We start from the raw sequence: 24,096 nt of genomic DNA, 5'->3' as shown, positions 1-24,096 counted from the left end.
TCCAGCCATAAGAATGATTCTTACGGCTGGATTTTGTCTATGATTGAGTAGACAAAGCAGCAATCTGATTATATTTTTTCTGTGCATCTTTTAGCGCTACAAGTAACGCTTTTTGAGAAGAACCGAAATATCGGTTCTTTACTTCCATTACTAACGCCGGGTCATTTATATTTTTATGTAGAAATAAATATTTAACAAATTGAGATGTTAATGCAATTGTCGCTGAGCAGTCTGCATCTACAATTTCCCCTGTATCCTTAACAAGTATAAATGCTACGAAATAGCTTTTAAACTTTTCAGTAATGGGATTATTTTGAGGTGCTTTCGCATCCCCTACGATATAAATTGTATTTGAAGCGTACACAGCTATCTTCCTTTCTTATACGAGGATAACGGGTTTCTTAATAGTCGTATGAGCGAGGAACTCAACGTTGATTAAAAAATGTATCCGCTTACCTTGTATTATAATATAATTGACAGAATTTTAACAACATTTATTTTAGTGCATATTCCATATTTATGAAAATAGCTTAAACTCTTCATTTCTACAATATGTGATTGTTCCTTGTACCATGACATTCATACAAAAAAAACTGCACCCCCAATTGTTAGACGGTGTCTAACAATTGGGGGTGCAGTTCAATGGCTAACTGTTTTTATTACTTTGGCATCACAAATATAGTTTCATTTGACTTAGAAAATTGATACTCTTTTCTCGCTAACTTCAAAATTTCTTCCTCATCGTCTGTTAAATTTTCTATGTTAGTCTTTAAAGAATCTTTATCTTTCTTTAAAGATACTAATTGCTTCTTTTGATCCGTAATCGTATCTTTCTTTTTATCAATTACTTCTTGTTGTTTCGTTAAAATATATTGAACATATAGAGTAGTTGCCGCAATAAAAAGGACCATTAAAATAAGTCGCCTTAACTTCTTTTTATTTATCCTACGCTTGTCACTAGGTTGTGATAATTGCTCTGGTATATTAGGAACATTTACTCGCTCGAGTTTCCTCATTCAAATCCCCCTAACCCATATTTTTCACTACCATCGGCACGTTTTCTTACTAAACTAAATTCTATTCTTATAAAATAAACTCCTTCACAAAAATATCCCATAAATTAACCAATTAAAGATAGCATTCGACGACATTTCCATATTTACACCGATTTTTTTTATACATGCTGCTATAAAATAGTAGTTTCTGTAATTCTTTTTCTACTATTGTAGAAGAGTTTTTTCACACACAAAATTCCTTCCCCACATATCCATGTTATAACATGCTTACAAGGAGGGGGAATATGCATTACCGCACATTAGGTAAAACTGGAATAACTGTTTCTGAAATAGGTTTTGGCGCATGGGCAATCGGTGGTGATGAATGGGGACCTGTTAACGATAAACAATCTATAACCGCTATAAAAAAAGCAATTGAGTGTGGTGTGAATTTTATTGATACTGCGGATGTGTATGGTTTAGGACATAGTGAAAAGTTGGTAGCTACCGCGATTAAAGGACATCGTAATGATATTATCCTATCAACGAAAGGTGGTTTAATCGGACATCACTACGACCCTAATGGAGTTCCTGTATATGATACTCCCGAAAAAATCATCGCCGTATTCGAAACAAGTTTACAACGTCTTCAAACAGATTATATTGATCTTTATTTTTGTCATATTTGGTGGCATAATCGTAGAGAAACAGAAGCATTTCTACGTGCATTTGACATATTAAAACGTGATGGCAAAGTAAGAGCAGTCGGTGTTTCGACTCATGATTTACAATACATTCATCATTTCAATAACAACAACGAAATTGATATCGTACAACTTGATTACAATATATTAAATCGAAAACCAGAAAAAGATATATTACCATTCTTACAAGAGAAAAATCTAGGAGCTGTTATTCGTGGTCCATTAAAAATGGGCATTTTAACTGGAAAATTCACAAATAAAACAATTTTTCCAGATGGAGATTTACGCAAAGATTGGCCAAATGAAACTTGGTTTCAAGAAGACTTACAAACCGTAGAGAAACTTCGGCTGCTCTCAAATAAAAATCAGACCCTAGGGCAACTTGCACTTCGCTATGTACTCTCTCATCCGGCAGTAAGTGTTGTAATTCCTGGTGCAAAAACAGGAACACAAGCACAAGAAAATGCAAATGCATCTGTTCGCCCTATTTTGAGTGATGAAGAGCTTAACTATATTCATTCAATATAAAAAGCCCAATCCGGGCTTTTTAATTTGGCAAACTAATATCATACTCCATTCGCTTCGCTGTGTCCTCCGCAACATGCACACCTAACAAGTTTTTCACAATATGAAATGCCATATTAATTCCAGCTGAAATTCCGGCAGATGTTATAATATGTCCTTCATCTACAAACTTTACATTTTCTATAACTTCAACATTTTGAAACTCATTTTTAAACTTTTCAATACTAGCCCAATGTGTTGTTGCTTTTAAACCTTCCAGTAAACCTGCTTTCGCCAGTAATAGCGCTCCTGTACAAACTGAAGTCATCAGCTTTACTTCTTTCATTTGTTGGCGAATCCATTTTATTACTATTTCATTTTTTATTTCATATTTTCTAGCACCTAGCCCACCCGGAATTATTAAAATATCCACTGGTGGTAAATTTTCAATACTATAATCTGGCTGTACCTTCAATCCATTCCTTGCTGTAATCATTTCCCCATTCTCGCTAACTGTATAAACAGTAAATGTTTTTTCTTCATTCACCTCAGTTACAGAAAAAACTTCAAATGGCCCTGCAAAGTCTAACACTTCTACTTCATTAAATAAAAATATACCAACACTCCATTTATTCATCATAAGTTCACTTCCTGTTTCAAATGATGTAAAAGGTGATTATATCCTTTTTCTAATGCAATATCATACGCTGTTTTCCCATCATTTTTCTTAATCATCTTATTAGCTCCATTTTTAAGGAGCAACATAATTATTTCTTCATTTCCTAATAATGCTGCTTCGTGGAGTCCTGTCCAGCCACCACTTTGCATAATATTTACATCTGATTCTTTTTCAATTAAGAAAGCGACAAGTTCACTTTGCTTGTTCGCAATTGCCGCTTGCAAAGGTGTATTTTCATTTTCGTTTTTCGCTCTACTATGTATATCTGCACCGCTTTCTAAAAGAAAACTCGCTATTTCTTTCTGTCCAAAATAAGCTGCTAAATGAAGTGGTGTCCAGCCATCTTCACTACATTCGCTAACAATACTTGGACTCGCCTTTATAAACTTCACTACTTTTTCCTTATTACCACTTATAACAGCTTGTGCTATTGATTGTAAATGCTCCATAATAATCTCCCATCCTTCAAAATATTTAAGCATCTCCTTCTACATGTTCTATTAATTATTATATTTTCCTTTTAAAATCTTAAGTTTACATAATAATATTATATATATTACTTTTTTGTGCTTAATGGCTGAATAGCAATAATGTTAAAAATACTGCCTTTAAACAATGAAGACCATGATTTCATTAGAGTTACTGAAAAAGCAAGCAAAAAACTATACACATAGTTTTCATCATATTTGTTCAGTTTCATGAACTAAAACAGGTAATGTTTATTCTGCTATTTATGCTTTCAACATATCAAATAATATTATTCCAATAAAAAAACAATCCCTTTTTAAAATGGATTGTTTTTTTATTTCTTTTTTATACTATTTATTTTATTTTTGTATTTTCAATGATGAAATAATTACATTCACAAAAATGAAACGATACTATCTTAAACCCTCTTATAGTAAATTTTTCGTTTGAAAACAAAAACACACTTCCACCTTACGATTGAAAAAACATATGTAAAAGTCTCTAAAACAGCTGCCTTATCATACTAATCTATAGCAATTCTGTCTTCTTCCCTTACCTGTTTCCTTTAACACATACGATTTTAAAACTAGCGCCGTTAATGAATCTGTTAATGTTTTATATGATAAATTTGATAATGCCAATAGATCGTTCGTATATAGCATTCTATGCTTCTCTAATAATAATAGTACTAATCGTTCAGACGGTTTTAATGCCTCATCACTTTCTAGTATAAAGTCTATATTTTTCATTTCTCTAATTATTACTCCTTATATAAAAAAATACTTTAGACGCTTATTTAATATAAAAATAATACATAACAAAATTATAAATATATTAAAATAGCACCATCTAAAAACACTATTATACTATAACATAGAAGTAGTGTTTCCCCAAATAGGAAATGCTTTTTTATATCGCTTATAAGATTCTTGCAAACCTACATAATATTTTGTACCATTACCCGCCAAGTTTTCTTCTAATTTCGCTGCTCATCCTGATGTATTTGTAATCAATGAAGTTCTTCTAAATTTATAAACAAATAAAAAACGGTTCGTCTATCATGCCCTAAACATGAATGACAACCGTTTTCCAGCTTCTTCTTAATTAACATGTTCTATCTTAAATATTTCTTGCAATATGCGGCTTACTGTAATGACTTGTTCCACCGCCACCAACTACTACTTTACCGCCTTTTTCGAAAATTAATAATTTACTTGAACCATCTGCAAGAAGCACCATTACTTCAGCATTATTACTTGTTGCTACATAAATTACATAACCACTCTTTGATATACAAGTTTCCCAATTCGAATCAAATTCTGATCTTACTACACGATTTGAATACACTTGATTTTCAATTCTATCTTGTTCTACGTTTTCCAAATTGATTCCTCCCACTTCACTAAAATAGCATTTATAGGAAAATAACAGCCCTATATAAAATAGTAGCCGACTTTAACATAAATAGTATATGTAATTAGTAGGAGAATGCTTGGACAACGAAAACGAAATAGACTTCAAAAATTTCACAATTGAAACTTCTCTTTAATCATTTCCGCTACTTCTTTTGCACTCAAATACGTGTTATTAATTTTTATATACTCTTCTTTTTCAATTTCACCATGAAGAGAGTTTAATCTATGCTTTTTCATCGTTTCTTTCAAATTATTTTCAGACCACTCAATATCTCTTTTTTTCGGTTTATGTTCTAATCTATTCGGGCTTTTATTTCGTTCTAATCTTTCATCTAATTCCGCTTCCAGCTCTACAAAATACACTGTCCCACCTTTTGATTCAAAAATACTTTCTACATGATGTATATAATCCCAATCCGCTTGGAGGTCAAATGCCCATATATACGTAAAAATCATTCCAGATAAATCACTTTTAGATACTTCTTCAAATATTTCATTACGAAATAAACTTACTAGTCTTTTTGCTTCTTTCGTACTGTAATCAAAAATTGGACTTACTAAATCAATTGTCATGTGGTTATGAAAAAGTTTTAAACCGGTTAATGTTGCTAATTCTTGCCCCACTGTCATTTTTCCAACTGCTTGTGGGCCAAATATTAATATAAGTTTCATTTATTTCCCTCCAATCTTTCTCTATAAACCATTACATAAAATAAAAAATAAGGCAGCCGATTTTAAATCAATTGCCTTATTTTTTATTCATAGTTTTAGTTCTATTCTTTTCGCACAGCTTCAAAAGTAATCATTTGATTTGCATTTGACGGTTCTTTTTCATAATCATATTCAGCAGAGCACGTAATATTAGAGAAACCTATACTTTCTAAAAGAAGTTTAAACTCTTCTATTCCATACCAGCGCAGCGCAAAGCGTTGTAGTTCTGTTTGTACTAACTGTCCTTTACTCCACTTTTCATATTTCAAATATGATACAGTAACTTGGTTCAGCCAATCTATTTCAATTGATTTATTTTCTAATGTGATTCCGTCTCCACTCGGCAAAGAGAAAGTCGATGTATGAATTTCCCCAGTCTTCCAGTCATGCGGAAGCATAATATCTACGATTAATCGTCCATCTGGATTAAGATGTTCATAAAAACATTTCAATGCATTTATAGAATCCACACGATTTTCAATTAAACAAAAAGATCCAGTAGGAATGATAATTGCGTCATATTTATGCGGAAGTGAAAATTGTTGCAAGCTTCCTTCATATAAATTAGGATGTAAGCCTCTCTCTTTACAGCGCTTACGGCAAGAATCTAGCATTTCAGGTGAATAATCTATCCCATCCACTTTAAAACCAGCCTCTAGAAGCGGAATGATGACACGTCCTGAACCTACTGCGGCTTCGAGGATTCTTCCTCTACAATCTTTTAAACGTTTTTTGTAATACTCAATATCACCATTTAAAGAATAACCGACTGGTTTTGTGTAATCATACAGTTCTGTACAAAGTGTACTATAAAAGCTAAACATTTATTTTCTCCTCCGTTTTTACGTACGGAAGATTTCAATTCAACTAATCTTCCTGCACCTCTGATTTTAATGATATTTCGAAAGAGCTGACTGTCATAATATATCACTCACTTTCCATAGAATATAATGATATTGTATTACATAACCTTCCAATTTGAAATATAAAAATTAAAAATTCAGACTACAAATTAAAGAGCTTACTTTAGTAAGCTCTTTAGAAAAAATATTTATTTCACAATCGGCAATGTCACTTCACTTAATTTCACTGTAAGTTTCGTGCCAGCTTTCGGTCTAATTGTATAATCATAATCACTTGCAATTAAAACAACTCCGATTTGATGCCCCGCTTTAAATACATAATCATCTGGCTGCATGTCCCATGTAAATGTATAATCTTTGCCCGGTTGAATCGCTGTTGAATTTTCTATACTCTTTAAGTTTTGTGGATCCATCCAGCCTCTCGTTACGATTTCCGGCTTCGCTCCTCCATAGTCAACAAGTAATGCTGTTAAATTTGATACAGATCGATCAATATTTCCTGTAATTGAAATCTTTGGTGTACCACTTATACGCGTATCTTTTTGCAGTACAGGCATTGTATATACTAATCGATTTGCTACTTCTAATTCTGGGTTTGCTACTAATTGGTTTGATTTCATTTGTGCATCATCTAAGAATGAGAAAACTTTATTAGCCGATCCCATACTTAATGGCAAATTGACTAATTTATTACTTAAATACATACGGATTTTTGAAGGTACAGCTGATGGATCTGGCCAATTTTTTATCTTTTGCCACGTTTTATTTTCTCTTTGCACATCAACCATTGGTTCATCCATAATTCCATTTTCAATTCCGTATAACCAATAATCTAACCATTTATTTTGTGTTTGCTGCCAGTTATTACTTGATGTCCCACCATGACCACCTTGGTGTAGCCACATTTTACGCGGAACATTATTTTCTCCAAGTGCTTCCCACCATTGCGCGAACTGTTTTGTTTTAACATTCCAATCGTTTAAACCATGAACAACAAATACACTCGCTTTTACATTTTTAGCATCTTTTACATAGTTACGTTTATCCCAAAAATCATTATAATTACCTGTTTTTCGGTCTTGTCCAGCCGTTAACTCTTTTATAACTTGTCCGCAAACTTCAGGGTTTTCCCTTGTCAGTACTGCTTCTGCCATATTATCTGTATCTTCCCCTTGATATCCGCCTGGAGCAATGACCGCACCATTTGCACGATAATAATCATACCAACTACTAATTGCTGCGATTGGAATAATTGTTTTTAAACCTTCGACTCCAGTAGTCGCAACAGCATTTGGTAAAGTACCATTATAGGAAACTCCAGTCATACCTACATTTCCTGTAGACCAATTTGCCTGAACTTCCTCACCCTGTTCTGTAAATGCTTTCGCGCGACCGTTTACCCAATCAATAACAGATTTTGTCCCGAGTATCTCTTGTTCATCTCCAGTTGTAGGGCATCCATCTGATTTTCCAGTACCGATACTTTCGCCTAGAATAACTGCATAACCTCTTGGCACGTAATAGTTCCCATACGAACCAAGATTAACCGCTCCATACGGTTTTCCTTCATACGCATACAATTCTTCATCTACATTATATACAGGAACATCTTTTAATCCAGATCGATATGGACTCATTTCATAAATAACAGGAACTTTCACATTCGGATCTGTCTTTGGACGCATAACTTTTATCGATACTCTGTCTTTCTTACCGTCTCGATCACTATCAACTTCTGTCTCTACATATAAATTTTCGATAATAGCTTCATCGAGAGAATAAATCGGTTTTGTCATCCCATTTTCTAATTCAATTTTCGTACTTTTAGTCTCTTGCTTCTTCTCTGCATGCACATCCATAGTAAAGCTAGGTATAATTGTTGCAGATAGCATTGCTGACAGTGTAATTGCCATTTTCTTTTTACTCAAAATGTTCCCTCCCCTTATTCGTTCTCTTTTACTATATAACAAAATAACTGAAAATTCAGTTTTATTTTATATAAAAGTTGAGAAACTCAAAGATTTCTTATTAAGTAAAATTTAATGCAGGTATGAAAGTATTTTCCCACTTCCTCCTTCTTTATAAAGTGAAACTTTAATCAGCCCTCACCAATTGGGCGTTTACGATCAGCAGGGCCACTTCTTTGCTTTCGCTGAATTTTGAGGTGGGGTCTTACTGCCCGGCAAATAGCGGGATAAATAGAGAAAAAGACAACCGATATTTCTATCGCTTGCCTTACATTCCATTTATTATTTTTCTAACTCTTTAAAGGTATCTTTCAAGTCTTTATCAGATACCTTTATATCTGCATTTTTAAGCAGTTCTCTAGTAACTTGTTGATGGAATTGAGGATCTTGTATACGTTGCTGTTCTAATTCTTTACGAATATTCTCTTTCTCTTCCTCATACGGTTTAAGCTCTTTTTTATCCGTTAGCTTAATAATATGATATCCGAAAGAAGATTTAACAGGTTCACTCAATTGACCAACTTCTAACTTATACGCAGCATCCTCAAATTCTTTCACCATCATACCAGGTCCAAATTCAGATAGTTCCCCACCTTTTTCTTTAGAACCTGGATCCTCTGAATATTGTTTAGCCAATGCCGCGAAATCTTCGCCACTATTTAATTTTTCTTTAATTTCTTTTGCTGTCTTTTCATCTTTTACTAAAATATGGCTAACTTGAAGCTTTGGCTTATAATGATCTTTAATATCTTTTTCCGTTACGGTTGCTTTAATAGCTTTTTCAAAAGCAAAAGTAAGCTTTAATTTCTCTTTCAACTGATCTTCATTTTTCACACCATTAGATTCCATATATGTATTAAAATTATCGCCCATCTTGTCTTTTAATTCTTTTAGTTGTTTCGTTACCTCTTCATCCGTAACTTTATATTTATCATTTAATACTTTTTCTACTACCATTTCAGATAAATTCTGTTTACCGTAGTTTTCTTTTAATTTTTTGTTAAAATCACTTTCTGAAATGCTTCCTGATTTTGTCGTTACAATATTATCTGATGAACCACATGCAGATAAAGATAACGTCATACCCATTAAAATGCTACCAATTACTAATTTCTTTCTTTTCAAATCTGAATACCTCACTTCATTAAATTCAAATATAACTATGTAAATATAACGTTTCCCTGTGAACTTCACGTGAATTTAATGAAAGTAGAACATTTGCTAATTCTCCATTTAATACATCAATTTTGAAAATTATGGTGATTCATCCTGTATCGCTAATCTCTAAAGCTGCAAAAAGGACTAATATTTTCATTAGTCCTTTTTCACATTTATATAAAATTGAATTTCTCCATCTATAGAGGAAACTCCATATTCAAAACCATGCCTTTCTAAAATACTTTTCACTATCGCTAGACCTAATCCTGTACCTGATTTTTCTTTACTACGAGAAGATTCTAGTACATAAAAAGGCTCCCAAATTTTCTCGATATCCTTAATTTTATCCGTAGGAATGCCATTTTTTATTTGGAAATATATACTTTTATTTCTATCTTCTAATGTAATTATTATGTTTTGATTTGCTGTATATTTTATCGCATTAGAAATTAAATTTTGAAACACCATTCTCATTTTATTTAAATCTGCATAAACGATTGTATCGCCCGCATTACAATTTACTTGCAAGTTAATTTCTTTCGAATCCAGTTCAATCTGATGCTTATCTAATATACTCTGGACCAGTGGTTCAATGGGGAATTCTTCTTTTTGTAAAATATCTCTTTCTAGTTTAGAAAATCGTAATAGTTCTTCAATTAAGTTTGATATTTGATCTGTTTGTTTAATAATTGTATCTACATAAGTCCCATCATCTAATCCATCTTTAATCCCCATAGAGTATGCTTTTACTAATGCGATCGGTGTCTTTAATTCATGCGTTACATCACCCATAAATCGTTTTAAATGTTCATTACGATCAGTTAAGTCTTGATGTGCTTCATGTAGTTTTTCACTCATGATATTAATACTATTGGCCAACTCTCCTATTTCATCATTCGTTTTCACTTTCGTTCTTTTAAACTGCAAATGTGAAATATCCTGAGCCACATCACTTAGCTCTTTCAGTGGCGTCGTTATTATTTTTGAAAGTATCCACACAAGTAAAATAATAAGAAGCAGCGAGAAACATACGATGTATAAGTAAAATGTATTTAACGTATTTATAATTTCATTTGAATTCGCAATGGAAGTTCCAATTAAAATTATCGTATCATCTTTCGCAATATATTTAGCAAAAAAACTCGCTTTTACCTTTCCTTGATCGTACAGTTTATTCGATTGCCCTTCCGTCTTCACTTTCATAACTTCGTCTTTCGTAATCCAAAGCTTATTTAACGTCACTTTCTTTTTCGTAAGTTGCATGCGTAACGCGTCGTTCATAGCATCTTCTGACTGATTAATTGGCGTATACGCAATTGTAACATTATTTTCACTTTCAATTGTATGAATAATATCTTCTAAATCATTGACTGGCGCATTTTGTATTTGAGTTGTAAATTCATTTAAGTTTTCACGTGTTTTATAAATATTATATTTCGGCAAGAGAAAGTTAATTAATAATAAAGAAATTGTAAATATAAGAATAACGGTTAAAGAAATGCTGAGAAATAGCTTTTTCCCAAGTTTATTCACTTTGTTCCTCCAAACTATAACCCAGCCCACGATGCGTCTTAATAATATTTTCTCCAATTTTTTTACGCAGCCTTCTTACATGTGTATCAACCGTTCTCTCTTCTCCAAAATAGTCAAATCCCCATACAATGTCTAACAATTTTTTACGAGTTAAAATAGTTCCTTTATGATTTAAAAAGCATTTTATTAATTCGAGCTCTGTTTTTGTAATTTCTAACTCTATATCATTTTTATATACTTTATTTTTGGCGAAATTTATCTTTACATCTTGTACTTGAATAATATCATCATGCTGAATAAGTTTTTTCGCTCGTGTAATTAGTACTCCTGGATGAAATGGTTTTTTTACGTACTCATCTGCCCCACTTTGAAGCGCTGCTAATTCATCTTCACTTTCACTTTTCGCCGTAAGCATTAATACTTTTACGCTTGAATTCTTTTTTATTTCCTGACAGACAGTAATACCACTATGTTTCGGCATCATCCAATCCAAAATAGCTAAATCAATTTTTTCATCATAAAATATTTGAAGTGCTTCCTCTCCGTCTTTCGCTAATAATACTTCAAAGCCTTCTTTTTCAAAATAAGCTTTTAAAATCCTTAACATATCTTGTTCGTCATCTGCAATTAAAACTTTCATATTTTTTCCTCCATTGCTTTTAAACAAAAACCAATTGTATCATACAACATCTTTGTTACATGAATGTGACAGAAAAATATTTAAAGCTTTTGAGGGGATAGTAATGGTGAGGTGTTGTACTATGATAAAAAAAATCGGGGTCATTTCTCTTCTTCTATTTCTATTATCAACAAATGCGTTCGCAAATACAAATCAACAAATTGAAGTATTTGATTGTCAAAAAGAAATGGTCATTCAAAAACAATCTTTAGATCCAATAGTCCAAAAAGAAGCAGTTCAATACGCTAAAGCAATTACTGGTCCATTTAAAAACTTAAATGTCGTTCCAAAAGATGGCTATATGATAAAAATCCCATTATCTAAGCCGGTTTCTATTACTAATCAATGGTTACACACTACAATAGACGAAGTACTTATACTGCTCCCACTAAATGAAAAGCCTTATATTATGCTTTATGATGATGAAAATAACCCGCATTTTTATTATGTAAAAGGTAAACCAGGATTATTATTGAAACAAATGAACGTTAAAACGTAATTGACTGAAAAGGAGTCACCTTATAAGCTAAATTTTAAAAGCTAAGGTGCTCTTTTTTATAATAACAATTTAGTAAATGAAATTATAAAAGTTGTCTTTTAATATAAGGATCGCAACTTCATATATCAGCGATTTTTAAGATATATCGATTTACCAACAAAAAACCTGTTCGTAGCTATTATTTGGATAGCAATCTCTATAATAGTTTGTAGTGACTCGATCCCTTATATAATCCCCCTTTTACAAATCCATTCGCAGTATAAAACACATCCCCTTGCTTCGTGTCAGTATGTAAAACAATCACTTCAAAATATTTTTCCGCATGACATAATAGTTGGTTTAATAATAAGTTCCCTAACCCTATACGCCGATAATCCCTTGAAATATAAAATCTCCTTAACCGCCCAATCTTATTGTCTTTTGTGTACGGATCCTCATTTAAACCTCCAACTCCAATTAACATATCACCTTGGAAAACACCATATAAACATTCTCCAGTTTTATTGAATACATTTATTTTGTTTTTATATTCATTTATTAGCCTTATAAGGAAATTAAAACCTTCTTCTTCACTGTCTTGAACGAGATGACTGAATTCATATTCCATTAAATTTTCTATTTGTTGAATATGTATATCTTTCAAGTCCATTCCCCCTAAGTATGAAAATACATAAAAATGCTCGAGAATCTTTTATTCTGAGCATTTTTATGGTTGTTACTTTATGTAATTTATAGCGTGCGTATTCTTCACTTCATATGTAAATCGATAATACAGTTGATTAATTTTATTATGAAAATATAAGAGCCTTGCTACAATCTAGTGTGTGATAAGGCTCTTTAAAGTTGTTTAATTCTTATCGAATTAAAGCATGTGTTTGTTTAAGTGTATACATTCACCATTTATAAATTCTCTCAAATATACTATAAGTTTATATATTTCTCATTCTTCTCTAACAGGTTCAAAATAAATTGTAATTTGTTAATCGATATGCTTGTGTAACCACTGTTCAAATATCTTTAACTGTTCTTCGGTATGAAAGTAATGTTCACCCGTCTCCATAACTTCTAATTCACAACGATGTTTTTCTGTAAAATAGTTAATAGTTTCAAGTTCACACAGTTCATCCTTGGCTCCGTACAAAATATATGTATCTATATTCCATGTATTAATCGGATGTTCTTTTACATAGCATAAATAATCCCAATGTAACTTTTGACCAATAGGTGTCTCTATAGTCATTTCTTTTTGCAAAAGCTCTGGTGTTACATTAAACCATTTCATCATATTTTCGATAATTCGTTCCATATTAACTACTGGTGATAAAAATAATGCCTTTTCTACCACATCATTTTGATAAGCTAAAAGGCTAAAATACGCTCCCATACTACATGCAAACACGTTTATTTCTTTCCAATGTTCTTTTGCATAATTCATAATTATAGATAATTCACTAACACAAATCTGTACTTTGCAAGGCGTATTATCATCTTTTCTTTCTCCATGCTCAGGTAAATCAAAGCTTAATACTTGATAACCTTTTTGTTTGGCTTCTTCAGCTAATATTTGAATAATTGTATCTTCCTTATTTGACATATTTCCATGTACTGCAATAAAAATTTTATCACTCTTATCTCCCCATAAAACCGCAGGAATATTACTAATTTTAAAATTATTTTTAATCATATTCCCTCCATAAACTAAGACATATAGGACTTGGCAAAAAACGCACACACTTTATTTACCTCTGTACAGCAGGTAATATCCCCTTCAACTCCATTAAATCATCTATTACTACATCAGCCTGAGCAAGTTCATCTTCTTGCGCAAAATCAAAATTGCACCCAATTGCAAGTAAACCGTTGTCTTTCGCTGCATTTATATCACATAGCCGGTCACCAACTACCGCTGCCTCTTTTATATCATATTGGTTCATAATACTTTTAACTAAGTCACCTTTATTTAGCGATTGTATTTGTTCAATACTAAACGTTTCTGTCACCCACTTGTCTAAAGCATAATAAGTTACGATTGCTCGTAAATATTCTTTCAAACCATTACTAGCAATGTAAATGGAACAATTATTTTCTTTTATATATGTAAAATCATGATGGGTAACGTTAGTTGAAATAACTAAATCGCCAACTTTTACACCTGGATGTAATCCACCAGCAACGCCCGTATTGATGATAGAGTCTACATTAAATTTATGAATTAATGTTTGCACACATGCAGCAGCATTTACTTTCCCTACACCAGAACGTGTAATAATTACTTCTGTTCCCATGAATTCTCCAATATAAAATGGCATTCCCGCAATTGTCTGTTCTTCTTGTATTACTAGCTTTTTTAAAAGTAAATCTATTTCAATTTGCATTGCTCCGATAATGCCGATTCTGTTTATGTATGTAGTCCCCTTTATTAATTAATCCCTTTAATCCGCTCAGACATAACCGATAATAAAAATTTCGGAAGTACAAGTTGTCTCTTTAATCTTTTCGGCTGTGAGAGTAACCTATACAGCCATTCAGTTCCAGTATCCCTCATTATTTTTGGTGCTCTTTTTACAGTACCAGATATTATATCAATCATGCCTCCGATACCAATAGATAGCGGAACGTTTAATGTTTGTATGTTTTCATAGATGAACTCTTCTTGTTTTGGTGAACCTAGTCCTACGAGTAGTAAATGCGGCTTGAACTGCTTAATTTTCATTTTTATTTCTTCTATTTCTTCACCATTTACAAATCCATGCTGTCCTTTAAATTGTGCTCCTGGGAACTGCTCATTTAATTTTTCTAATGCCTTTTTATTACTTTCTGGCGCAGCTCCAAAAAGAAAGACACGATATTCATTGTCGTTACAATATTTTATTAAATCGTGAGTTAAATCCGCCCCAGTAACACGTTCTTTCAAAGTTCCTTTTAATATTTTCGAGCCAATTATGACACCAATCCCATCCGCTGTTATTAAATCCGCAGATAGTAACATCTTTTTAAACTCCTTTGATTTTTCCGTATTTTCCTTTGCAGACATAACAATTTCAGGATTTGCAGTTACTACAAACCTTGGTTTCTCTTGTTGTTCATGTAGCCAACCTTTTAATAAACTTATAGCTTTTGCATATTCTAAAGTTGAAAAAGGTATACCTTTTATAAACTGCTGATCCACTGTACTCTCCCCTTACATAAGCTGCAAATATTCATCAATGTCTTTAGAAATTTGAATAAAAGCTTTATTCCAAAATTCATAATTTCTTATATCTATTTCAAAATGTTTTTTCATAAGCTCCTCTACTGGAGCCTTTCCTGTTTCTCGTAAGAACTCTTTATATTTCGAATGAAAAGTACTTTTACCTTCTTGAGCTATTTCTAATAAGCTAAAACTTACTAAATATCCAAATGTGTATGGATAATTGTAAAAAGGAACATCTGCTATATAAAATTGAATATATTTCATCCATACAAACGGCTGGTATTCACTTAAAGCTTTTCCATAAGCTTCTTTTTGTGCAATTATAGATAATTTCTCAATTTCATCAGCACTTAAAGGACCCTCTTTACATTTTTCATAAAATGTTTTTTCAAACTGATACGATGCTCGTATTGCCATTACATAATTAAAACTATTTCTTATTTTCCAGCTAAGTAATGACTTTTTCATATCTTTACTATCCGTTGTTTCAATTAGATAATTTAAGAGTACCGTTTCAAAGAAAATAGATGCTGATTCAGCCGTACTCATTGGCAAATAATCATCTAAAAAAGATGTAGATTGTTCAAAACTCATATTATAAAAATGCCAAGCATGTCCTAATTCATGAGCGAGCACTCTTACACTATCTATACTCCCATCATAACGAATGGAAATTCGCGATTCTTTCTCACTGAAAAATGGAGCACAAAACCCACCTGGTGGTTTATTCTCTCTCGGTTCAGCATCTACCCAACCACTTTCTATCGCATTACGTGCAAATTCTGCTAATTCTTCATCAATATTCTTACATGCATCATAAACGTTTTGTATTGCTACTGAAAAAGGAATCATGATCTCATTACTTTCCTTTACCGTCATAAGTTCATGCCATGTAATTGAAGCTTTTCCTTTCTTATACACGTTTAAAGCACTTACTAATTTATCAAGGTTTTCTTCTGTCGCATTCCACATTTGGAATAATACAGTTTCTGAAATGCCATTCGCATGAAAAGATTGTGTTAAAATCTCTCTATCTTCTATTTCATTACTCTTTGCATTACGCAATCTCCCTATTTGATTTAATACAGTAGCAAAGATTTCTTTTTCCTTATGTAAAGTACTTGTAAGTAACTCGAATACTTCTAATCTTTCCTTTTCATTATCACTATTCATTGCAATAGTATTTGCTTGTCCAAAGGATAATTGTTTATTATTGTGCTCTATTTCTATCCTATCCCGTAATTGTATGTACATATTTTCCCAAGCATTAAGCTCATCTTTTATTAACTTAGTATTATCTGAAGTTTCCACTTCATTATGTTTTATTACTTGCTGTAATTCATTTTTTAGTTCCTTCACTTTCACGGTCAATTTAGTAAGGTCAGATGGTACACTTTCTTCAACTGATCTACAGTACAAATAGTATTCTGTTTTCTCAATAGCTTGTATTAGCTTTGAAAGAACCTCTACATCTTTTGTTACAAAATATTTCTCTTTCAACTCCAAAATTGGAAATAGAATATCCTCATTCAAATACAAGCGATTTAAATCCCATCTAGCAATTTCTTGCATTTTTATAGTCGCCTCCTATTTTTACAAATAGTTACAGATATTTCTCCCCACACAATTATATATGAAATGGCAAAATTTTGATATCTTCAAATATTTAAATTCCTACAAATACATTCTTATTTATACTCTTTTCTTCTACCATTAAGTATCATTCCACATATAAAAAATACTCCCTCTACAAGAGAGCAATTCATATAGGAAAACTTCAAAGATTTTATCTTCACCAATACCATATCGACCGGTAATCACAGATTAAAGAAAAAAGGATTGATCAAATGATCAATCCTTTACTCTACTTCATTTAAGAAAAATAACGTTATAACGCCAGGTCCTGTATGTGCTCCGATTGCTGCACCAATTGTATTTACGATAAATACTTCACAACCGAATCTTTCCGTAATTAATGATTTTAATGCTTCCGCTGTTTCTAAGTCATCACCATGAGTGATACCGATTGTTTGACCTTTAAGGTCTTTACCACGCTCTTCCATAATATCAACAATTCGGCTTAATACTTTCTTTTTCCCTCTTACCTTTTCAAGTGGTACAAGTTTTCCTTCTTCCACGTTTAAGATAGGCTTAATGTTTAGTAAACCACCGATAAAACCAGCTACTTTACTTAAACGTCCACCTCTAACAAGGTACTGTAAGTCAGCTACAGTGAAGATGTGCTCCATATGGTTCATTAGAAAAGCGACACGGTTTAAAATATCTTCTTTTGGTGCGCCGTCTTTTGCCATTTTAGCAGCTTCTAAAACGACAAGACCTTGACCAAGCGAAGCACATTTTGTATCAATAATTTCTAAATCTAAATCTGCATATGTTTCTTTTACTTCCTCTTTAATGACAACTGATGATTGATATGTACCAGACAGTTCAGATGAAAAAGCTAAATATATACAAGGATTACCTTCTTTTGCATAAGAAACAAATTTTTCTTGGAAAGTTTCAAGTGAAGGCAATGATGTTCTATAAACAGCGCCTTCTCTCATTTTTTGTAATAATGTAACTGACTCTAATGTTACTCCATCTAAATACTCTGTTTCTGCTTCATCATATACACGGAGTGGAATTAAATCAATATCATATGCTTGCAGCAATTCTACTGGTAAATCCGCCGCACTATCCGTAATGATTTTAACACTCATTTTTAAACCTCTATTCTGTTATAAATATAAAATAATAAAATAAAAATAGTACTTTTAAATTATATACGTAAAACTTAAATGAAGAAAGGAAAACACTTTATATTGTATGCACTATTCTTCAAAACTTGAACTATTTATGAAAATGATTCTATTTTAAACACCTTTTTCTTATTATTTTTCTATAACACGAGTAATTTTATAAGTATTTTGTATCAGTATATTTTACTTCTTTAGCTTAATATTATCTTTTCAAATTCATACTGTTTAAAATTGAAAAGCCAAATCCAATAAAGGAAATGGCTTTTCAATTTTCATAAAATAACCAAACTTTATTTTCCATCACATTGTTTGTTTACATTCATACTTTGGTGATGTTGAATATTAATCCAGTTATGATAAATATTTATAGCCTGTACTATAATTAAAACAGTGAATATTTACCTGTAAGATGCACTATATCTAAAGAAGGTTAAACATTTTATAAAATATTTAATTTTACTAGTAAAGCTAATAAAATTTGGAGAAGAATTTGAACATTTACTGCTATGTCTGTATCTGTAGTCGTAACTGTAACATTTCTAGAATTTCTAATAACAGTTTCTTGTTTATTAATTTGTTTAATAGATGATTTTTGAAACAATTCTTGTGCTATTTTATCTGCCTTTTCACTATCTGCTATAGAAATACTTACTACAACCACAATAGCTGCTTGTAACGCGGCTTGGATAGATAGTGCAGCTTTTGTATCTGTAGTAGTAACTTGTACATCTGCTGAATCTACTATTTCAATATATTCCTCAGAAACTTGATCGATTTCATCTGTTTGTATAGCTTCTTCTAAAAAATTTGCATTTTTACTAAATGAATAAGAATTTACTGATTCGGAATCCTGTTTTTTTGGTTCAGAACCCCGATTTAATGGATCACGTTTTTTCTTTCTTCTACAAACTTCACAATCACACATAAAATCACCCCTTTTAGTCTAAAAAATTAACAATATAAAAATATTGGCTAACTACTAGCATTTTATGTATTTTCAAAAAAATTGTTTGGACAAGTAACTGAATTTATATTTTATTTCTAATTCTTTTTTGTAATAACAAAAAGCTGCCTTCTAATAAGAAGACAACCCTCTTTTATTTCACATTTATATAAAAGACCCATACTTAAATACACTAAACTTCATATGATATATTGCATCCTTTCTTTTTAGAATAAGTAGTCGTTACTGAAGGGCACTTTTCGAAGTGCTCTTATCTTTAATCCCCCTCTTTTTCAGGAAGAATTTTTTTTACTAAATCCTAATATGATTTGTATCACTAGGGCTGGCGATTACCACGTTTCCTTAATAGCTTCAATGAATACAGTAGCTACTAATTAAAATAACCCTATGATTTTCTCTACACTTAAACAATCTTGCGTTACCGAACACATAAACTAATTTTTATTTTGACTATGTAACACTAAATTCACAAGATTATTATCCTATGTTTGGTGAAGCCATCATTTCAATGCCAGCAATCCCACACTTTTAACTAATAACTTAAACAAATGTGCTATCTCAAGGTTCTTTTGATATAGTATCTTATGTTCTATATAATGAAGAGAGCGCTAGTATTTCCAAGGAGGATGTATATGAGTATTCAATTGGCTACATCTAACGATTTAGAATGGGTTAATAATCAATATGACTCAATAGGATTTGTACGGAGTGATTTAAAGAGAGATAAAGTTGCAATTATTACATATAACAACGAGTATGCAGGCGTTGGCCGATTAGTCCAAATAGATGAAGATACTTTAGAAATGGGCGGAATTTTTATTCTGCCTCAATTTAGAGGGCTACAATTAGCTGGTGAGCTTGTTTCATTTTTAGTAGAAACTGCAAAAAAATCACAAATACAAAATGTATATTGTCTTCCTTTTGAGGAATTAGAAAACTTTTATAAGAAATATGGATATACTGAAGTCGATACTACGAAAGAAGCAGTCCATCCAATCATTCTAAAAAAATATAATTGGTGTTTGGAGAATTACGATAAACACGTTCTACTCTTCAAATTGTAAATGTAATAAAAAAATATATTCTCAATCGTTTTTCTATCAGTACTCCTAATGGGAGCTAAAGATTAATCAAAGATATTTTATCTCTCCTTTTATAAATGGCTGATTAAAACTCAATGTTCTGTCAATACTATAGGTAACATGATTGTATTTCTCCATTCCCCCTTGGAGAAGAGCAGTTAGCTTTTGCTAACTGCTCTTTTATTTTTTCAAAAAGTCACATAAATATCTTTAATTCCAAACATTCAAAAGATAAAATGTGATAAAATTGTTATGAAGATATTTACCAACTAATACATGCGCCCTAGACTTACGTACTAGGGCGCATGTATTTTTTAGTATGTAACTCCTTCACTCATCTATTATCTACAAAATAAGTATCATATGCCTTATCAAATTCATATCCTAACTTTTCTGCTAGTTTAGCAGATGTAGTATTCGCTGCGTCCCAGTTTGGATACTTTCCATTTTCTAAGCAATCCAATATAATAGCTGCACTAACTACAGTTGCCAAGCCCTCTCTTCTATGATTGTGATCAGTCGCAACTTCAATTTCAATCCCATCATTATAAATACTATAGGAGGATGCACCGCATACAACTTCTCCATTATATAAAATGCTATAACCTATACCACGGTTTATATAATCTTCTATCGAATGAAATTGACTTGTAAAATCTTCAGATATCTTATGTAATTTGGGGCTATTTGCGATATGCTCATCTATTCTTCTTAACTCATATTCTTTTGGAAGTGCTGATATAAAAGATTGTAATTTTGAACGATTAAAAACTTCTGGATTTCGTTTGAATTTATAACGTAAAAACTTATCTATTTTTCTTTCATGGAATGTTTCTAAGCGTTGTTTCCACTCTTCACTATTTACGATAACTAAAATTCTTTCTGGAATATTACGTAATAACTCTTCTGTTTCTTTCGTATTTGGGTCTCCAGCGTAAAATGTAAAAATTCCTACCGTAACTTGTGCTACTGTTGGATTTTCAAGATCATTTACCCAAGCAGTACCCATATGCCCTTGTAAATAAGAAAGTAAAACAACGTTATTGAAATCCTCAAACATAGAAACTAGTTTTTTTCTTGTATGTATATTCGCTTCATATATCATTTACATTCCCGCCTTCTTTAGAATCAACCACTCTTAACATTTTCATGAGCGCTCCATAATTCGTATTCATATACACACCCACCTGTTCATCATAAAAGCAATTGACTATTAAATTGAAACTTCGAATATTTATAAAATATCAGTAAACATAAAATGATTATAACATCTACTAACTATGAAATGATCAACCTATAAAATAAGTCAACAATAAATATATTTCTTACTCGTTAACAAATGGCTTAAAGGATCAACATAATTAATTATGTAACAACCCTCAACAATAGTTTGAGGGTTCATTTAAATACATGTATTATAACTCATTTTTATAAATAAAAGATTCCGTCTCACCGTTCTTATATACTTTAGTCAATTTAACAACTGACTTGTACGTATTATCGTCATCCTCTATCATTTTTTCATCTCTTCTATTTCGGCATCACCAGTTCCGCCCTCTATTTTTAAACAGTTCGAAATGGCAAGGTATCCGCTTGATGCCAATATAAAAATAAAAATCGTATCAGGAAAATTAATAAATAATAATCCGTAGTTTAAAGGGTCTCCAGCTGGATGTGATAAAAGTAATCGAAAACCTACCAGTTCAGGTACTTGAACAAAATCTCTAGAAACTCTCGGTTCACAACCCACTTACACTCCATCCCTTCTCTATATAGAATTGCTACTACATATATATAGGAAGAAAATAAGAAAAGCTTGGACAATATAACTTTAACGTAACATTATCGTTACCTACTCGTACATTTATATGGAAATCACACCAATTTTGAGTAAGGACACATAATTTTTACTATAAATACATATAACAATTTCATCTTTCATAAAAAAAACGTTATAATGAGGTGTAGCCTCTACGATTACGTTATAAAGGAGATTAAAATTATGGCTAAAATTAAAGTGTACCAAGCAAAAGAAGAAAATATGGATGCAGTAAAAAATATCATTGATGTTGAGGAACAAAACCCAACTACTGAAAATTTACAAAATCTATATGCGTGTGTATTAGATACTGAAGATATGGCATTGCCTGAATCATATATTGAAGAAGATATCTTAATTGATTCTATTGAAGTTATGGTTAACGCTTCTCAAAGCAAAGTAAGAGACTTAGGCGCATACGATGTAATCGAAGTTCAAAACAAAGGCAAGAAAACGCAAATTTTATTACTTGCAGACGAAGAATACGAAATTATCGAAGGCTAATCTAACACCGTACATACGAAAAATCTCCTTTCCAATTGGAAAGGAGATTTTTCATTACGCTTTTGATGTTTCACTCTTTTTATTCATTTGTTCTTTCTTAATTACCATACGCTCATTTCCCATAAAGAAAATGAATATGAATGCTAATCCAGCTGGTACCAATGCCCACATGAATGTTTGAACAATTGAACTAGAAAGAGCGTCAATAATCTTATCTAATATTTGCGGAGGGATTTGAGATCTTGCCGATTCTGATAAAATGGCTCTTGAATCCCCTAATTTTGTATTCATTCCCCCGCTCATCCCTTTAAATGCTTCTTCTAATTGATCTTGGAAACCTGTTCTTTGGATCATTCCGAAGATTGTAATACCTAGTGTCATTCCTAATGAACGAATGAAGTTACTCGTTGAAGTCGCAGATCCACGCTGTTCCATACCGAAGTTATGAATTGAAGCCATACTTAGTACAGAGAATGAGAAACCTACTCCAAATCCGATAATAATCATATAAACCGTTAATAATGCACGACTTGTTTCTGGCGTTAATGTACTTAATAAGAATAATCCGATTAACATAATAACAGCAGAAATAATCATAATGTTTCGGTAGCTCAGCTTAGTCGTTAAAAATCCACCTAACTGCGCTGTTACGACTGATCCTAGCATCATAGGTAAAAGTAATAATCCTGAGTTTGTTGCAGTCCCGCCGTATACACCTTGAATGAATAACGGAATGTAAACAGTTGCTGACATAAATGCAGCACCGTAACATAATGCAATAATTGTACTCATTCCGAATAAGCGCTGCTTAAACATCTCAAATGAAATAATTGGTTCTTCTACTTTTCGTTCAATAAAAATGAATGCGATGATTAAAATAGCGAATCCACCAAATAAACTTAAAATAAAGCTAGAATCCCAATCATATTTTTGTCCGCCTAGTTCAAGCGCAAACATTAAAGAAACTACTGCACCAACTAAAGTAATTGCGCCAAACCAATCAATCTTTTGCTTTCTATGAACGCGTGATTCTTTATAAAAGAATGTAATAAAAATAAGTGCTAAAATGCCAAGTGGTAAGTTAATATAAAATACCCAGTGCCAGCTAATATAATCGGTAATATATGCGCCAAGTAATGGCCCGAAAATACTAGATAATCCAAATACAGCTCCGAATAAACCACCCATTTTCCCGCGTTTTTCAGGTGGAAAAATATCAAAAACGATAGTAAACGCGATCGGCACTAATGCCCCGCCGCCAATACCTTGAATGGCACGATAAATACCTAACTGTGTAATATTTTCAGCAGTACCACAAAGTGCCGAACCAATCATAAAGACAATTAAACCGAAAATAAAGAATCTCTTTCTACCATACATATCTGATAGCTTACCGAAAATAGGCATGCCTGCCATTTCTGCGACCATATAGGCAGAAACGACCCATACAAAGTTTTCGAGGCCTCCTAAGTCACCAACGATTGTTCCCATCGCCGTTACGACAATGGTATTATCCATCGATGCCATTAAAATACCTAGCAATAAGCCCGCCACAACAAAGCCGAGCTTATTATTCTTCTCAACCATATCTCTTGCTCTC

Annotated in this window: 25 protein-coding genes and 1 pseudogene; 4 read left to right on the top strand and 22 right to left on the bottom strand. The window is 32.1% G+C overall.

Annotation, left to right across the window (positions count from 1 at the left end):
• Window positions 1–37 precede the first annotated feature (37 nt).
• Window positions 38–364, bottom strand: coding sequence for a DUF3870 domain-containing protein (locus B9A45_RS15315; protein ID WP_000271312.1), 327 nt, complete (start codon window positions 362–364; stop codon window positions 38–40).
• Between the two features lie 295 nt (window positions 365–659).
• Window positions 660–1,016, bottom strand: a complete 357-nt coding sequence (locus B9A45_RS15310; protein WP_001228371.1) for an FtsB family cell division protein — start codon at window positions 1,014–1,016, stop codon at window positions 660–662.
• A 284-nt stretch (window positions 1,017–1,300) separates the two neighbouring features.
• On the opposite strand from B9A45_RS15310, the gene B9A45_RS15305 reads away from it, so the two are divergent.
• The gene (locus B9A45_RS15305) at window positions 1,301–2,227 is read left to right on the top strand and encodes an aldo/keto reductase (protein WP_000559359.1); all 927 of its coding nucleotides are present in this window, start codon (window positions 1,301–1,303) and stop codon (window positions 2,225–2,227) included.
• A gap of 19 nt (window positions 2,228–2,246) precedes the next feature.
• Here B9A45_RS15305 and B9A45_RS15300 read toward each other — a convergent pair whose 3' ends face one another.
• The 10 genes from B9A45_RS15300 to B9A45_RS15255 all read right to left on the bottom strand — a co-directional run bounded on the left by B9A45_RS15300 (window position 2,247) and on the right by B9A45_RS15255 (window position 11,637).
• A complete protein-coding gene (locus B9A45_RS15300; RefSeq protein WP_000981432.1) occupies window positions 2,247–2,843 on the bottom strand; it encodes a DJ-1/PfpI family protein in 597 nt (198 codons plus the stop codon).
• Window positions 2,840–3,331 carry an ankyrin repeat domain-containing protein gene (locus B9A45_RS15295; RefSeq protein WP_142263065.1) on the bottom strand — a complete coding sequence of 164 codons (492 nt, stop codon included), beginning with the start codon at window positions 3,329–3,331 and terminating at the stop codon, window positions 2,840–2,842. Before B9A45_RS15295 ends, B9A45_RS15300 begins: the two co-directional genes overlap by 4 nt.
• A gap of 537 nt (window positions 3,332–3,868) precedes the next feature.
• The gene (locus B9A45_RS15290; RefSeq protein ID WP_000789031.1) at window positions 3,869–4,099 is read right to left on the bottom strand and encodes a hypothetical protein; all 231 of its coding nucleotides are present in this window, start codon (window positions 4,097–4,099) and stop codon (window positions 3,869–3,871) included.
• 370 nt (window positions 4,100–4,469) lie between these two features.
• The gene (locus B9A45_RS15285; protein ID WP_084064218.1) at window positions 4,470–4,733 is read right to left on the bottom strand and encodes a hypothetical protein; all 264 of its coding nucleotides are present in this window, start codon (window positions 4,731–4,733) and stop codon (window positions 4,470–4,472) included.
• 143 nt (window positions 4,734–4,876) lie between these two features.
• Complete coding sequence (locus B9A45_RS15280; RefSeq protein ID WP_000767062.1) at window positions 4,877–5,437, bottom strand: AAA family ATPase; 561 nt, start codon at window positions 5,435–5,437, stop codon at window positions 4,877–4,879.
• 101 nt (window positions 5,438–5,538) lie between these two features.
• The gene (locus tag B9A45_RS15275) at window positions 5,539–6,300 is read right to left on the bottom strand and encodes a class I SAM-dependent methyltransferase (protein WP_000490927.1); all 762 of its coding nucleotides are present in this window, start codon (window positions 6,298–6,300) and stop codon (window positions 5,539–5,541) included.
• Between the two features lie 227 nt (window positions 6,301–6,527).
• On the bottom strand, window positions 6,528–8,267 hold the full coding sequence (locus B9A45_RS15270) for a Xaa-Pro dipeptidyl-peptidase (RefSeq protein ID WP_084064217.1): 1,740 nt from the start codon (window positions 8,265–8,267) through the stop codon (window positions 6,528–6,530).
• 321 nt (window positions 8,268–8,588) lie between these two features.
• Window positions 8,589–9,431 carry a peptidylprolyl isomerase PrsA gene (locus B9A45_RS15265; protein WP_002103226.1) on the bottom strand — a complete coding sequence of 281 codons (843 nt, stop codon included), beginning with the start codon at window positions 9,429–9,431 and terminating at the stop codon, window positions 8,589–8,591.
• A gap of 189 nt (window positions 9,432–9,620) precedes the next feature.
• Window positions 9,621–10,997 (bottom strand): sensor histidine kinase, encoded by a 1,377-nt coding sequence (locus B9A45_RS15260; protein ID WP_016110149.1) that lies wholly within the window; start codon window positions 10,995–10,997, stop codon window positions 9,621–9,623.
• Window positions 10,990–11,637, bottom strand: coding sequence for a response regulator transcription factor (locus B9A45_RS15255; protein ID WP_000865979.1), 648 nt, complete (start codon window positions 11,635–11,637; stop codon window positions 10,990–10,992). The genes B9A45_RS15260 and B9A45_RS15255 overlap by 8 nt, the downstream gene beginning before the upstream one ends.
• A gap of 121 nt (window positions 11,638–11,758) precedes the next feature.
• Here B9A45_RS15255 and B9A45_RS15250 point away from each other — a divergent pair, with 121 nt between their 5' ends.
• Window positions 11,759–12,175 (top strand): hypothetical protein, encoded by a 417-nt coding sequence (locus B9A45_RS15250; RefSeq protein ID WP_000591761.1) that lies wholly within the window; start codon window positions 11,759–11,761, stop codon window positions 12,173–12,175.
• 196 nt (window positions 12,176–12,371) lie between these two features.
• On the opposite strand, the gene B9A45_RS15245 is transcribed toward B9A45_RS15250, so the two are convergent.
• The 7 genes from B9A45_RS15245 to B9A45_RS15215 all read right to left on the bottom strand — a co-directional run bounded on the left by B9A45_RS15245 (window position 12,372) and on the right by B9A45_RS15215 (window position 19,052).
• Complete coding sequence (locus B9A45_RS15245) at window positions 12,372–12,824, bottom strand: GNAT family N-acetyltransferase (protein WP_003284535.1); 453 nt, start codon at window positions 12,822–12,824, stop codon at window positions 12,372–12,374.
• Window positions 12,825–13,154: 330 nt separating this feature from the next.
• The gene (locus B9A45_RS15240; RefSeq protein WP_016110151.1) at window positions 13,155–13,859 is read right to left on the bottom strand and encodes an alpha/beta hydrolase; all 705 of its coding nucleotides are present in this window, start codon (window positions 13,857–13,859) and stop codon (window positions 13,155–13,157) included.
• 55 nt (window positions 13,860–13,914) lie between these two features.
• Window positions 13,915–14,577: a 5'-methylthioadenosine/S-adenosylhomocysteine nucleosidase gene (gene mtnN, locus B9A45_RS15235; RefSeq protein ID WP_033676545.1), complete on the bottom strand. Its 663-nt coding sequence runs from the start codon at window positions 14,575–14,577 to the stop codon at window positions 13,915–13,917.
• Between the two features lie 17 nt (window positions 14,578–14,594).
• A complete protein-coding gene (locus tag B9A45_RS15230; protein WP_000372655.1) occupies window positions 14,595–15,344 on the bottom strand; it encodes a WecB/TagA/CpsF family glycosyltransferase in 750 nt (249 codons plus the stop codon).
• Between the two features lie 12 nt (window positions 15,345–15,356).
• Window positions 15,357–16,940: a M3 family metallopeptidase gene (locus B9A45_RS15225; protein WP_001155355.1), complete on the bottom strand. Its 1,584-nt coding sequence runs from the start codon at window positions 16,938–16,940 to the stop codon at window positions 15,357–15,359.
• Window positions 16,941–17,227: 287 nt separating this feature from the next.
• Complete coding sequence (locus B9A45_RS15220) at window positions 17,228–18,088, bottom strand: DegV family protein (RefSeq protein WP_000111642.1); 861 nt, start codon at window positions 18,086–18,088, stop codon at window positions 17,228–17,230.
• A gap of 478 nt (window positions 18,089–18,566) precedes the next feature.
• Window positions 18,567–19,052 carry a spore coat protein gene (locus B9A45_RS15215; protein ID WP_084064216.1) on the bottom strand — a complete coding sequence of 162 codons (486 nt, stop codon included), beginning with the start codon at window positions 19,050–19,052 and terminating at the stop codon, window positions 18,567–18,569.
• Window positions 19,053–19,723: 671 nt separating this feature from the next.
• Here B9A45_RS15215 and B9A45_RS15210 point away from each other — a divergent pair.
• Window positions 19,724–20,155 carry a GNAT family N-acetyltransferase gene (locus B9A45_RS15210; RefSeq protein ID WP_000027162.1) on the top strand — a complete coding sequence of 144 codons (432 nt, stop codon included), beginning with the start codon at window positions 19,724–19,726 and terminating at the stop codon, window positions 20,153–20,155.
• A 352-nt stretch (window positions 20,156–20,507) separates the two neighbouring features.
• Here B9A45_RS15210 and B9A45_RS15205 read toward each other — a convergent pair whose 3' ends face one another.
• Both B9A45_RS15205 and B9A45_RS15200 read right to left on the bottom strand, forming a co-directional pair.
• Window positions 20,508–21,278, bottom strand: a complete 771-nt coding sequence (locus tag B9A45_RS15205) for a GNAT family N-acetyltransferase (protein ID WP_000638734.1) — start codon at window positions 21,276–21,278, stop codon at window positions 20,508–20,510.
• Between the two features lie 310 nt (window positions 21,279–21,588).
• A pseudogene (locus B9A45_RS15200) lies at window positions 21,589–21,923 on the bottom strand (BC_2878 family exosporium-associated protein); the annotation flags it as partial.
• A gap of 252 nt (window positions 21,924–22,175) precedes the next feature.
• Between B9A45_RS15200 and B9A45_RS15195 the strand changes: the two are divergent.
• On the top strand, window positions 22,176–22,496 hold the full coding sequence (locus B9A45_RS15195; protein WP_001062731.1) for a hypothetical protein: 321 nt from the start codon (window positions 22,176–22,178) through the stop codon (window positions 22,494–22,496).
• A gap of 54 nt (window positions 22,497–22,550) precedes the next feature.
• Here the strand turns inward: B9A45_RS15195 and B9A45_RS15190 are convergent, their stop codons facing one another.
• On the bottom strand, window positions 22,551–24,083 hold the full coding sequence (locus B9A45_RS15190) for an MDR family MFS transporter (protein WP_000229618.1): 1,533 nt from the start codon (window positions 24,081–24,083) through the stop codon (window positions 22,551–22,553).
• Window positions 24,084–24,096 lie beyond the last annotated feature (13 nt).

Origin of the sequence: Bacillus sp. JKS001846, from assembly GCF_900176455.1 — a bacterium.
GTDB lineage: Bacteria > Bacillota > Bacilli > Bacillales > Bacillaceae_G > Bacillus_A > Bacillus_A cereus.
The sequence above is the reverse complement of the archived record's forward strand: the minus strand, read 5'-3'. Positions and strand labels throughout refer to the sequence as shown.